Here is a 12,345-nt window from a genome sequence, read left to right on the forward strand (position 1 = left end):
GTGGATCCCGTTAAGATCGCCGATTTCGCCGGCAACGGCGCGATCGGTGTGTCATGGCTGATGATCGCCTTGCCACTCCTCGGCGCCGCGATTCTGCTGGTTCTCGGCCGGATCACGAACAAGTGGGGACACCTGCTGGGCGTGGCGATGTCGCTCGCCTCGTTCGTCGTGGCGGTGCTCGGGTTCGTGGAGTTGCTCGGGCTTCCCGAGGACGCGCGGCGGCAGGCCGTACACCTGTATGAGTTCATCCCCGGCATGGGCCTGAACGGCGAGGCCCTCAACATGGGGCTGCTGATCGACCCGCTGTCGATCAGCTTCGCGCTGCTGATCACGGGTGTCGGATCGCTGATCCACATCTACTCGATCGGCTACATGTCGCACGACCCCGAGCGCCGCCGGTTCTTCGCCTACCTGAACCTGTTCGTCGCGGCGATGCTGCTGCTGGTGCTGTCCGACAACTACGTCGGGCTGTTCATCGGCTGGGAGGGCGTGGGTCTCGCGTCCTACCTGCTCATCGGGTTCTGGCAGTTCAAGCCGTCGGCCGCGGTCGCGGCGAAGAAGGCGTTCATCGTCAACCGCGTCGGCGACTTCGGCCTGCTGGTCGGCATGTTCATCATCTGGACCTCCTTCGGCACGCTGGCCTTCGGCGACCTGCAGGGCAAGGTGGGCGAGGCCTCCTCGGGCACGCTGACCGCGATCGGGCTCCTGCTGCTGCTCGGCGCGTGCGGCAAGTCGGCCCAGCTGCCGCTGCAGTCCTGGCTTCTGGACGCGATGGAGGGCCCGACCCCGGTCTCGGCCCTCATCCACGCCGCGACCATGGTCACCGCCGGTGTCTACCTGGTGGTCCGCTCGGGCGCGTTCTTCGAGGCATCCAGTACGGCTTCGCTCGTCGTCGCCATCGTCGGCGTCGCGACCCTGCTGGCCGGTGCGATCATCGGTTGCGCGAAGGACGACATCAAGAAGGGCCTGGCCGGCTCGACGATGTCGCAGATCGGCTACATGATGCTCGGCGCCGCCCTCGGCCCCGCCGGCTACGCCTTCGCGATCGCGCACCTCATCGCGCACGGCTTCTTCAAGGCCGACATGTTCCTCGGCGCCGGCTCGGTCATGCACGCCATGAACGACGAAGTGGACATGAGGAAGTACGGCGGGCTCCGCAAGCTCATGCCGATCACCTTCGCCACGTTCATGGTGGGCTATCTGGCGATCATCGGCTTCCCGTTCCTGTCCGGGTTCTACACCAAGGACGGGATCATGGAGACGGCCATGGAGCACGGGCAGTGGATGGGCTGGCTGGCCGTGCTGGGCGCGGGCATCACCGGCTTCTACATGTCCCGCATGATCTTCATGACGTTCTTCGGCGAGAAGCGCTGGGACAAGGACGCGCACCCGCACGAGTCGCCCTCGGTCATGACGGTGCCGCTGATCGTGCTGTCGCTTGGCTCGATCGGCCTGGGCTACTACCTGATCAGCGACAACCGGTTCATGAGGTTCCTCGCCCCGGCGGTCGGCCTGCCTGAGCGGCTGCCCGAGTTCCACCTGTTCAGCACCACCACGGTGGGGCTGTCGTCGCTGGCCCTCGTCGCCCTCGGCGCCGGCTTCGCCTGGTACAAGTACGGCAAGTCCGAAGTTCCGGTCCTGGCGCCGCGCGGTTCGTTCCTGACCGCCTTCGCCCGGCGCGACCTGTACGGCGACGCCCTCAACGAGTCGCTGTTCATGCGCCCCGGCCAGTGGCTGACCAGGATCGCCGTCTTCTTCGACAACCGCGGCGTCGACGGCCTGGTCAACGGGCTGGCGGCGGCGATCGGCGGAACCTCGGGCCGCATGCGGCGGCTGCAGACGGGCTTCGCCAGAACGTACGCGCTGTCCATCCTGTTCGGTGCGGCCCTCCTGGCCGGCGCCCTGCTCCTCGTTGGGAACATCTGATGTCACCCTGGCTCCCAATCCTCATGGCGGTGCCCGTCCTGGGCGCCGTCGTGGTGGCCCTGCTTCCCAAGGGCAGCGACAAGCTGGCCAAGCAGGTGACCCTGCTGGTCTCCCTGGTCGTCATGGTGCTGACGCTCGTCATGGCGGTGCAGTTCAGCCCGCGCGGCGACCGCTTCCAGTTCGTGGCCGAGTACAACTGGATCCCCAGCTTCGGGGTCAAGTTCGGCGTCGGGGTGGATGGCGTCGCGCTGGTGCTGATCGCCCTGTCCGTGGTGCTGGTGCCGATCGTGGTGCTGGCCTCGTGGAACGACGCCGACGGCGTGAAGGCGGCGGACGGCACGGTCATCGCGCCGAAGCGGTCGGTCAAGACCTACTTCTCGCTGCTGCTGGTGCTGGAGACGATGATGATCGGCGTCTTCGCGGCGACCGACATCTTCCTCTTCTACATCTTCTTCGAAGCCATGCTGATCCCGATGTACTTCATGATCGGCTCCTACGGCGGCGCCCAGCGGTCCTACGCGGCCGTGAAGTTCCTGCTGTACTCGCTGTTCGGCGGCCTGCTCATGCTGGTCGCGGTCATCGGGCTGTACTTCGCGGCGGGCAAGGGCACGTTCATGTTCCCCGAGCTCGTCGGCGCGATCCAGGACCCGGCCACGCAGAAGTGGCTGTTCGCCGGATTCTTCATCGCCTTCGCCATCAAGGCGCCGCTGGTGCCGGTGCACACGTGGCTGCCCGACGCGGCGGCCCAGGCTCCGGCGGGCGCGGCCGTACTGCTGGTGGGCGTGCTCGACAAGGTCGGTACGTTCGGCATGCTGCGCTTCTGCCTGGAGCTCTTCCCGGAGGCGGCCAAGGCGTTCACGATGCCGATCGTGGTGCTCGCGGTGATCAGCATCATCTACGGCGCGATCGTCGCCATCGGGCAGACGGACATGAAGCGCCTGATCGCCTACACCTCGATCTCGCACTTCGGCTTCATCGTCATGGGCGTCTTCGCGATGTCCCAGGTCGCGCAGTCCGGCGCCGCGCTGTACATGGTCAACCACGGCTTCGCCACCGGCGCGCTGTTCCTTGTCGCGGGCTTCCTCATCTCCCGCCGCGGCTCGCCGTACATCGCCGACTACGGAGGCGTGCAGAAGGTCGCCCCGGTCCTGGCCGGGTTCTTCCTGATCGCCGGTCTGGCCGGACTGTCGCTGCCGGGGCTGTCGTCGTTCGTCAGCGAGTTCATGGTGATGGTCGGCACGTACTCCAGCGAGGCGTTCGGATCGGGCGCCCTCGCGGTGGCGGCGATCGTCTCCGCGGTGGCGGTCATCCTCGCCGCCGTCTACATCCTGTGGATGGTCCAGCGGGCGCTGAACGGCCCGACGGCCGAGTCCGTCAAGGGCTTCAAGGACCTCAACGTCCGCGAGGTCGTGGTGCTCGCCCCGCTCGTCGCCCTGATCATCGGGTTCGGCTTCTTCCCGAAGCCGCTGCTCGACGTGATCAACCCGTCGGTGCAGCACACGCTCACCAACGTGGACGTCAAGAACCCCGCCATCGCTGAGAAGGGGGCCGGAGAGTGAACGGCTTCGAGGCGCCGACCATCGAGTACGGGCAGCTCGCGCCGCTGCTGCTCGTCTTCGGCGCGGCCTGCATCGGCGTCCTGGTGGAGGCGTTCGCGCCGCGCTACCTGCGCAAGTCCATCCAGGTGCCGCTCTCGCTGCTGAGCCTGATCGGCGCCTTCGCGCTGGTCATCGTGCAGGTGGCCAGGGGCGGCGTGCCGACCACGGCTTCGGCGATGGGCGCCGTCGCGGTGGACGGTCCTTCGCTGTTCATCTGGGGCGTCATCCTGGTGCTCTCGCTGGGCGCCGTGCTGATGGTCAACGACGACGGGCACTTCGTCGCGTCGGCGGCGGCCGTACCCGGGAGTGCGGATGAGGAGGAGGCGGAGACGAGCGGTGGCGCGCACACCGAGGTCTACCCGCTGGTGCTCTTCGCCGTCGGCGGCATGCTGCTGTTCGCGGCCTCGCACGACCTGCTGGTGATGTTCGTGGCCCTTGAGGTCATGTCGCTGCCGCTGTACCTGCTGTGCGGTCTCGCCCGCCGGCGCCGCCTGCTGTCGCAGGAGGCCTCGCTGAAGTACTTCCTGCTCGGCGCGTTCTCCTCGGCCTTCTTCCTGTACGGCATGGCCATGATCTACGGCTACGCCGGCACGGTCAGCCTGCCCGGGATCAGCCAGTCGATGTCCACCGGCTCGCTCATGGACCCGCTGCTGCTGCTCGGCCTCTCGCTGCTCGGCGTGGGCCTGCTCTTCAAGATCGGTGCGGCTCCCTTCCACGCGTGGAAGCCGGACGTCTACCAGGGCGCCCCCACGCCGGTCACCGCCCTGATGGCCTCCGGCACGCTGGTGGCGGCCATGGGCGCGGTCCTGCGGGTGTTCTGGGTGGCTCTGGGCAACCTGGACTGGGACTGGCGTCCGGTCATGTGGGTGGTCGCGGCGCTGACGATGATCGTCGGTGCGATCCTGGCGATCACGCAGACCGACATCAAGCGCATGCTGGCCTACTCCTCGATCGCGCACGCGGGCTTCCTGCTCATCGGCGTGATGGCGACGTTCGAGGCCGCGGAGAAGAACGCCGCCTCGCTGTCGGCGATCCTGTTCTACCTGCTGGTCTACGGCTTCACCACCGTGGGCGCGTTCGCCGTGGTCACCATGGTGCGCGACCCCGGCGGCGAGGCGGGTCATCTGTCCCGCTGGGCCGGACTCGGGAAGCGATCTCCGCTGCTTGCCGGTGTGTTCGCTTTCTTCCTGCTGGCTTTCGCTGGTATCCCTCTGACCAGCGGGTTCTTCGGGAAGTACGCCGTGTTCGCGGCTGCCGTGAGCAGTGGCGCGCAGACCGGAGACTCGATGGGCGCGTGGATGACCGGCCTGGTCGTCGTGGGTGTCATCGCCTCGGCGATCGCGGCCTTCTTCTACGTCCGCGTCATCGTGCTGATGTTCTTCAGCGAGCCTGCCGCCGACGGCCCCACCGTGGTCGCGCCCAGCATGGGCACCGCGGTGGTCATCGGCGTCGCGCTGCTGGTTACGGTAGGAGTCGGGCTTTTCCCGCAGCCCGCACTCGACATCGCCAACCAGGCTGCGTCCGGCCTGTTCATTAGATAGGGGTACCTATGTCCGCGCCACCGGTTGTTGATCTGCCCATTGAGGACGAGCGGTTGGCGCAGGACATCGCCAGTGGGCTGAACGCGGTCGAGAAGCTGCTGCGCTCGTCGGTCGAGAGCGAGGACGCCTTCGTCACGGAGGCGTCCAAGCACCTCATCGAGGCGGGCGGCAAGCGGTTCCGCACGCTGATGCTGCTGCTGGCGGCCCAGTTCGGCGATCCGTCCGCGCCCGGCGTCGTGCCGGGCGCGGTGGTGATCGAGCTCACGCACCTCGGCTCGCTCTACCACGACGACGTCATGGACGAGGCTCCGGTACGGCGTGGCTCCCCGTCGGCCAACGCCCGGTGGGACAACACCGTGGCCATCCTGACCGGCGACTATCTGTTCGCCCAGGCCTCCGACCTCCTGGCCGACCTCGGCCCGGACCTGATCAGGGTCCAGGCGCAGACGTTCTCCCGGCTCGTGCAGGGCCAGATCAGGGAGACGATCGGCCCGCGTCCCGGCGACGACCCGATCTCCTTCTACATCAACGTGCTGGCCGACAAGACGGGCTCGCTCATCGCCGCCTCCGGGCGGTTCGGAGCGCTGCTGTCGGGCGCTCCCACGGGCGTGGAAGAGCGGCTGAGTCGGGCCTGCGAGGCGATCGGCGTGGCCTGGCAGCTCGGTGACGACCTGCTCGACGTGGCCTCGACCTCGTCGGAGTCGGGCAAGACGCCCGGGACGGACCTGCGCGAGGGCATCCGTACGCTGCCGGTGCTCTACCTGCTGGCCTCGCCCGAGGACTCGCGGCTCAAGACGCTGCTGTCGGGGCCGGTGGCGGAGGAGGACCTGGAGGAGGCGCTGACGCTGCTGCGGGCGCACCCGGCGATGGCTCAGGCCCGTGCGGAACTGGACGCGTGGGTGGACCGGGCGCGGGCCGATCTCTCGGGTCTGCCGGACATCCCGGCGAAGGACGCGTTCCTGGCTTTGTGCGACTACGTGGTGGAGCGCTCAGGCTGATTTTTCGGGCTTTTTCGGGCTTCTTAGTGATAAATACGATCAAAGCGGAGGTTGCGGCGCGGTCGACCGCCGTCCCGGCGGTCGACGACCAGGTGGTCCTTGGCCTTGGTCGCCCGGACGACGACCTGCTCGTCGCTGAGATGGCTTCTGGTCTCGAAGGTGTACGCGCCGCCGTCGGGCGTGTAGCGGGCCGTGTGGACACCGGCCGGCGGATCCTCCCGGCGGAGCCAGGTGGCGATGAGCGCTCCGCTCTGGGGGGTGGGGGCGGGCCGTACCAGAACATCCAGGACGAGACCGTCGGGATAGAAGCGGAAGACCTGCTCGTCCCCGGCGTAGATGCCGTCGAGCACGGTCAGGCCGCCGTCTTGACCAGCTCGGCGCTGGCCCGCTTCCGGTTGGCCCGCGCGGCGCTGATGCTGTCGTAGGTGAAGACCGACAGGGCCAGCCACACGATCGAGAAGCCGATCCAGCGGCTCGGCGGCATGGTCTCCTTGACGATCAGAACGCCGCACAGGAACTGCAGGATCGGCGCGATGTACTGCAGGACGCCGATCGTGCTCAGCGGCACCCGGATCGCCGAGGCGGTGAAGAACAGCAGCGGAACCGCGGTGATCAGCCCCGCTCCCGCGAGCAGAAGCGCGTGGCCGGGGTTTGTGTGGCCGAACGTGGCCTGCCCCGTGGCCTCCAGGAAGACGAGGTAGCCGAGGGCGGGCGTGAGCAGGACCAGGGTCTCGACGGTGAGGCTCTCGGCGGCGCCGACGTTGGCCTGCTTCTTGACCAGCCCGTACACGCCGAAGCTGACGGCCAGCGTGAGCGCGATCCACGGCAGCCGGCCGTAGTCGAGGGTGAGCACGACCACCGCCAGCATGCCGAACCCCACCGCGGCCCACTGCAGCGGCCGCAGCCGCTCGCGCAGCAGCAGGACACCGAACAGCACGCTGACCAGCGGATTGATGAAGTACCCCAAGGCCGCCTCGACGACGTGGCCGGTGTTGACCGCGTAGATGTAGGTGCCCCAGTTGACCGTGATGATCACCGCGGCCAGGGCCAGCAGGACGAGCTTCCTGGGCTGCTTCAGCAACTCCCTGAACCACGACCAGTGCCGCCTGACCGCGAGGATGACGACCACCGCAACCAACGACCACGCCATGCGGTGGGCGAGGATCTCAAGCGCCCCCGAGGGCTTGAGCAGCGGCCAGTAGAGGGGGAACAGCCCCCACATCGCGTAGGCCGCGACCCCGAACAACACACCACGCTTCTCGTCAGGCATGTAGCCCATTTTCGGACATTACATGCTTAAACACAAACGCGTACTACTATGTGGGACTATTTAGGCCGTCTTAACGGTTGGCACCTCTGTATGGTTGAAACCAGGAGGTGCACCATGGGTTGGCTGTTCGGCAACAAGACATCGATGGTCCGTCAGGAGGAGGCCCTGCCGGGGCGCTCCGCCCGGATCCCGGTGCCCCCGCGGCACGCCGTACTCGATGCTCCGCTGGCTCCGCCGTACCCGGAGGGGCTGGAGATCGCCGACTTCGGCCTCGGCTGTTTCTGGGGCGCCGAGCGGAAGTTCTGGCAGACCGAAGGCGTGTACACGACCGCGGTCGGCTACCAGGGCGGCTACACCGAGAACCCCACCTACGAAGAGGTCTGCACCGGCGCCACCGGCCACACGGAGGCGGTCCGCGTGGTGTATGACCCGGCGAAGGTGTCATACGAGGAGCTCCTCAAGCTCTTCTGGGAGAACCACGACCCGACCCAGGGCATGCGCCAGGGCAACGACGTCGGCACCCAGTACCGGTCCGCGATCTACTACCACTCGCCCGGGCAGGAGAAGTCCGCTCTGGCATCAAGAGACGCCTACCAGGCCGTCCTGAAGGCCTCCGGCTACGACGAGATCACCACCGAGATCGCCCCGGCCCCGGAGTTCTTCTTCGCCGAGGACTATCACCAGCAGTACTTGTACAAGGTCCCCAACGGCTACTGCGGCATCGGCGGCACCGGAGTCGCGTGCCCGATCGGCCTGACCTCCGGCGAGGCGTAGGCATGCGTAGCGGCTGGTCCTTGCGTGGAGCGGGGGCCAGCATTTTTGCTATTTCACGTAGCAAACTGAGCCTATGAGCGTGCCAGAGCGAGACTTCGCCCCGGGAGACGGCCCGGCCGCCAAGGTCAGTGTGTCTCTGAGAGCGGGCAACGTTCGGGCTGTCTCTTCCACGGTTTGTGCGTCCCGGTCCGTGGCTATTGCGCGCCTGCCGTACGCGGTCCTGACCGGTGCGCTGCGTGCGGTGCACCACTTCCACGCCCTGCGGCGATCACAGCGCCTGGTCCGTGCGCCGGAAAAGGGGATCGAAAGCCGGTTTCCCTAGACTCCCCATGTTCATCGCTCAAGCCGAATGTATGGGGAGATGAGATGATCAAGAAGTTCGCCGCGACCTGCGCAGGAGCCCTCATGGGGGCCGCGATGCTGATCGGCGGCAGTGGGGCGGCCCAGGCCGACCCGAACAAGTGCTATCCGTCCAAGCCCAACTGGGTCTGCTCTGGGAGCACCGGCTCCGGGCAGACAGAGGCATGGATCTGCAGGCGGTCCTGTGAGTCCGGCTCCAACGTGGTCGCCGGAGTCCGGTACACCGACAAGGGTGACGTCGTCGAGGTGTTCGACAACGGCGGCAAAGCGCCTGTCGCCTACGTGAAGGTCGCCGGGAGCGGGACCGCGGTCTTCTACGGCGAGGGCAAGCACAAGCAGAACTACACGGAGGGCAAGAAGATCTGGGTGAAGGTGTGTAGTTCATCCTCGTCCAACCGCGCCTGCACCGACTTCAGCCCAGCTGGCAGCACCTGACAGCGTGGCACCTCTGGCACCCCCACCGAAGTAGCCGACCTCATCCAGATCGTCTGGCTGCTCCACGACGGCGGGTGACGGGTCTGGGTCGGCATGAATCGCTTCCGTGGTCGCGCGCTGACCCAGTACACGAACCGATCTCGGAGGACGCGGAGTCAGGTCATGGATCGCAGACCGATCGCCAATCATGCGCCCGATGAGAAGTGGACCGGGCACGGCGGGCGTTGTTCCGTTGCAAGGATGAGGCGCACTCGGCGGACGAGGAGTACTGATGACCGAGCGGACCGATTGGGCCGATCTCCGGGACCGACGACTGTCTGAGCCCGGGGCGACAGAGGCCTACGACGCTGCCCATCTCGCCTTTGCGCTTGGCCGGGCGGTAAGAGAGATGCGGGAATCTCGTGGGTGGAGCCAGAGCGAACTGGCTCGTGCGGCTGACATGACACAGTCAGTCGTGGCCCGGTTCGAAGGAGGAGGCACCGTTCCCACGTTGCCGGTTCTCGGCCGGCCGGCCAGGGCTCTGGACGCCAATCTGGAGGTACGAATCAGTCCGCGCGCGCCCGCAGCCTGAGTTTGATCTATCGCGTGAGATGACGTGCCGCCGTTGGAAGCGCCTGCTGCATGGTGCCTAAGGGGTCGCACGGGGACGCTTGGTGGAATGTCATTGTTGACGGCTCGGTCTTGCCTAACGCGGCTTGGTTGAGTGCCATTGAGGCGACCCGGTGAGAAGGTGCCCGGCTGGTAGCGCTCGGTATTTGTGCGCACGAACCTGCCGCCGGAAAGCGCCGGAGGTGCGCACGGTCAAAGCTCCGAGCGGAGCGAGGCCCATTGATCGGGGCAGGGTCCAACGGGTGAACCACCCAGCTGGGTAACGGGTGGGGCCTGAGTGGGGCGTCCGACCGGAGGGAGGTCCTTCAGGGGTCGGGGCTTGCCCCGACTGGAAGAGCGCGCGGAGCGGAGCGGAGCACCTTTCTATTCGCCCCAGGAGTGGTTGAGGTGGGTGGCTACTGCGGCTTGGGCGGCTTCTGCGGGACCGGTGGCTATCGCGTCCAGGAGGTCCCGGTGTTCGGTGATCAGGAGGTCTCGGTCCTTGTAGACCTCGCGCAGGCGGACCACCCCTAGCTGGGTTTCGGCGGCCAAGGCGCCGTAGAGGCGTTCAAGGCGGGGGCTGCCCACCGCCTCTATCAGCGCCTGGTGGAGCGCCATGTGTTCGGCCACTATCGCCGACCATGGGGCTTCTTCCGGGAGGGATTCCAGCCTCGCCAGTGCGGACTCCGCCGCCTCTACTCTCCGGCCGGCCAGCGCTCTGGCCATCAGGTCTTCCAGGGGGCGGCGGACGTACATGAGGTCGCTCAGGTCTTCCAGGGTGACCAGGCGGACTTGGGCGCTGCGGTTGCGTTCGCGGCGGAGCAGGCCCTCGTGGACCAGTACGGCCAAGGCCTCGCGGACCGTCGGGCGGGCCACGCCATAGGTTGCCGCGATCTCCTGTTCGGGGAGAGGCGTGCCGGGTTCCAGTTCGCCGGACAGGATGCGGCCGCGTAGCGCTTCGGCCAGCGCGTCGACGGTGGACACGGGTCTGAACGGCACCATGGCACTCTAGCGGCTCACCGTACGGGGTTCGGGAAGGGCTACGGTCACCAGGCTGATCGCCAGCAGGGCCAGGCCGAGGATGGAGAGCGGGGCCAGGTGTTCGCCCAGGACGACCACGCCCAGGAGCGCGGCCACCGCGGGTTCGGCCAGGGCCAGGGTGGCGGCTGTGGCCACCGGGGTGGTGCGCAGGCCTCTGCCGTACAGGAAGTAGGCGAATGCGGTGGTGCCGAGGCCCAGGTACAGGACGGCCGCCAGGCTGCTCGGGGTGGCGAGCCAGTCCGTGCCTTGCCACAGGAGGATGGGGAGCATGATCGCGGCGGCGCCGCCGAACAGGACGCCCATCACGGCGTTGGACGGCAGGCCCCGGGAGATGGCGCGGGCGGCGGTGACCGCGTAGTAGGCGTAGAGGAGGCCGCCGGCCAGGGCGAACAGGATTCCGGAGAGCACCTGTCCGCCGGTCTGGGCGCCGCCGCCGGCGATCAGGGCCGCGCAGCCTGCGATCGCGGCGGTCGTGGCGGCCGACCAGCGTGCGCTGGGGCGTTGGCCGTGGAGCAGCCAGGACAGCAGGCCGGTGAAGACGGGACCGCTGCCGATGGCGACGACGCTGCCGATCGCGACGCCGGTGCGGCCGATGGCCGCGAAGAAGCACAGCTGGTACGCCGCCACCGCCGCCGCGCCCAGCAGAAGGCCTGGTCGCAGGGCGGATCTCAGCTCCGTCGAGGCCAGCAGGGCCAGCGCCGCGCCGCCGATGACCAGGCGGGCGGCGGCCAGCGCCACCGAGTCCGCGGAGACGAGGAGGCCGGCGGTGCCTGCCGTACCCCAGAGGACGGCGGCGCCGACGACGGCGGACGGACCATTGCGCATACCAGGATTGTCTGACAAACAGACAATCCTGTCCAGGGGATCAGGTGGCGGGAGTGACGTAGCTGATCTACGCTCAGGTGCGTGGACAGCGAGAGTCTGGCCGCGGCCGCCCTGCTCTCGGCGCTGAGCCGGGCCGCGGGAACCCTCGCCGAGCTGCGTCATCCGTTCGTGCGGAGCGCCCCGTTCACCTACCTCGCCCCGCCCGCCGGTGCGGTCGCGGGCACCGTCTTCACGCTGCCCGACGGGCGGGAGGTGCGCTTCGCCGTCTCGGTCGCGGTGGCCGACGGCGCCTACCGGGTGGACGGCGAGGTGATCGCGGAGGACGAGGCGCTCGTTGAGCTGCCGCGCACAAGCGTGCCGACGCTGGAGGAGGCGCTGGTCCTGCTCGATGAGTACACGATCGAGGTGGCCGGGCCCGCGGTGCGGCTGCTCGACCGGTTATTGGAGGACCTGCGTTAGTCGGTGGCCAGGCGGGCGTGGCGTTCGACGTCGTAGCGGACGCCGTCGTAGCTGAGCTTGGCGCGCTCGATGCCCTCGGCCGGGAATCCGGCCTTGAGGGCGACCTTGCAGGAGGCGGGGTTGTTGACGCGGTGGCCGAGTTCGAGGCGGAACAGGCCGCGCTCCTTGAACGCCCAGTCGGCCAGCATGGAGGTGGCGATGGCGGCCACGCCCCTGCCGCGGGCCTCGGGGATGGTCCAGTAGGAGACCCAGCCGTTGAGGTGGCGGTCGATGCCGGTGACGGCGACGTTGCCCGCGACCTGGCCGTCCAGGGTCACGGCGAACGCGTGCCCGGCTCCCTCCCAGGCGGCGATCCAGCCCTGGGCGTCCTTGAGGGTGACCATGGGCCACGGCGCCTGCCTGCGCATGTCCTCGGACTGAAAGGCTTGGAGCACCACGGGGGCGTCCGCGTCCCGCCACTCTCGCAGCTCTATCCCTGTCAAGAAATATCCCCCTACTGCCGACATATACCGATATACCCCATCACAGCG

General features: G+C 67.9%; 13 protein-coding genes. 8 read left to right on the forward strand and 5 right to left on the reverse strand.

The genetic code is table 11. The features are described 5' to 3' along the window. Window positions 1–60: 60 nt before the first annotated feature. From nuoL to ACIBKY_RS36345, 4 genes are read left to right on the forward strand one after another with little or no spacing between them, the layout of a single operon-like run. Window positions 61–1,926 carry an NADH-quinone oxidoreductase subunit L gene (nuoL, locus tag ACIBKY_RS36330; RefSeq protein WP_397104308.1) on the forward strand — a complete coding sequence of 622 codons (1,866 nt, stop codon included), beginning with the start codon at window positions 61–63 and terminating at the stop codon, window positions 1,924–1,926. Continuing rightward, entirely contained in the window at window positions 1,926–3,485 is a 1,560-nt protein-coding gene (locus tag ACIBKY_RS36335; RefSeq protein WP_397103971.1) for an NADH-quinone oxidoreductase subunit M, read from the forward strand. The genes nuoL and ACIBKY_RS36335 overlap by 1 nt, the downstream gene beginning before the upstream one ends. Beyond that, window positions 3,482–5,065, forward strand: coding sequence for an NADH-quinone oxidoreductase subunit NuoN (gene nuoN / locus ACIBKY_RS36340; protein WP_379625301.1), 1,584 nt, complete (start codon window positions 3,482–3,484; stop codon window positions 5,063–5,065). Before ACIBKY_RS36335 ends, nuoN begins: the two co-directional genes overlap by 4 nt. A gap of 8 nt (window positions 5,066–5,073) precedes the next feature. Continuing rightward, window positions 5,074–6,063 (forward strand): polyprenyl synthetase family protein, encoded by a 990-nt coding sequence (locus ACIBKY_RS36345; protein ID WP_397103973.1) that lies wholly within the window; start codon window positions 5,074–5,076, stop codon window positions 6,061–6,063. Window positions 6,064–6,086: 23 nt separating this feature from the next. Here the strand turns inward: ACIBKY_RS36345 and ACIBKY_RS36350 are convergent, their stop codons facing one another. Both ACIBKY_RS36350 and rarD read right to left on the reverse strand, forming a co-directional pair. Further along, window positions 6,087–6,413 carry a hypothetical protein gene (locus tag ACIBKY_RS36350; RefSeq protein WP_397103975.1) on the reverse strand — a complete coding sequence of 109 codons (327 nt, stop codon included), beginning with the start codon at window positions 6,411–6,413 and terminating at the stop codon, window positions 6,087–6,089. A gap of 2 nt (window positions 6,414–6,415) precedes the next feature. Further along, window positions 6,416–7,333: an EamA family transporter RarD gene (gene rarD / locus ACIBKY_RS36355; protein WP_397103977.1), complete on the reverse strand. Its 918-nt coding sequence runs from the start codon at window positions 7,331–7,333 to the stop codon at window positions 6,416–6,418. Between the two features lie 114 nt (window positions 7,334–7,447). Between rarD and msrA the strand changes: the two genes are divergently transcribed. The 3 genes from msrA (at window position 7,448) to ACIBKY_RS36370 (ending at window position 9,473) form a co-directional block, all read left to right on the forward strand. Then, complete coding sequence (msrA, locus tag ACIBKY_RS36360; protein ID WP_397103979.1) at window positions 7,448–8,107, forward strand: peptide-methionine (S)-S-oxide reductase MsrA; 660 nt, start codon at window positions 7,448–7,450, stop codon at window positions 8,105–8,107. Window positions 8,108–8,473: 366 nt separating this feature from the next. Further along, window positions 8,474–8,902, forward strand: coding sequence for a hypothetical protein (locus tag ACIBKY_RS36365; RefSeq protein WP_397103981.1), 429 nt, complete (start codon window positions 8,474–8,476; stop codon window positions 8,900–8,902). 271 nt (window positions 8,903–9,173) lie between these two features. Next, window positions 9,174–9,473 (forward strand): multiprotein-bridging factor 1 family protein, encoded by a 300-nt coding sequence (locus tag ACIBKY_RS36370; RefSeq protein ID WP_397103983.1) that lies wholly within the window; start codon window positions 9,174–9,176, stop codon window positions 9,471–9,473. Between the two features lie 401 nt (window positions 9,474–9,874). On the opposite strand, the gene ACIBKY_RS36375 is transcribed toward ACIBKY_RS36370, so the two are convergent. Then, the gene (locus ACIBKY_RS36375; RefSeq protein WP_397103985.1) at window positions 9,875–10,489 is read right to left on the reverse strand and encodes a GntR family transcriptional regulator; all 615 of its coding nucleotides are present in this window, start codon (window positions 10,487–10,489) and stop codon (window positions 9,875–9,877) included. 9 nt (window positions 10,490–10,498) lie between these two features. Beyond that, complete coding sequence (locus ACIBKY_RS36380) at window positions 10,499–11,356, reverse strand: DMT family transporter (RefSeq protein WP_397103987.1); 858 nt, start codon at window positions 11,354–11,356, stop codon at window positions 10,499–10,501. Window positions 11,357–11,437: 81 nt separating this feature from the next. Here ACIBKY_RS36380 and ACIBKY_RS36385 point away from each other — a divergent pair, with 81 nt between their 5' ends. Next, window positions 11,438–11,815 carry a hypothetical protein gene (locus ACIBKY_RS36385; RefSeq protein WP_397103989.1) on the forward strand — a complete coding sequence of 126 codons (378 nt, stop codon included), beginning with the start codon at window positions 11,438–11,440 and terminating at the stop codon, window positions 11,813–11,815. Here the strand turns inward: ACIBKY_RS36385 and ACIBKY_RS36390 are convergent. Beyond that, window positions 11,812–12,297 carry a GNAT family N-acetyltransferase gene (locus ACIBKY_RS36390; RefSeq protein WP_397103991.1) on the reverse strand — a complete coding sequence of 162 codons (486 nt, stop codon included), beginning with the start codon at window positions 12,295–12,297 and terminating at the stop codon, window positions 11,812–11,814. The two genes, ACIBKY_RS36385 and ACIBKY_RS36390, sit on opposite strands and share 4 nt — an antisense overlap. Between the last annotated feature and the right edge of the window lie 48 nt (window positions 12,298–12,345).

The organism is Nonomuraea sp. NPDC050394 (assembly GCF_044459065.1).
Classification (GTDB): domain Bacteria; phylum Actinomycetota; class Actinomycetes; order Streptosporangiales; family Streptosporangiaceae; genus Nonomuraea.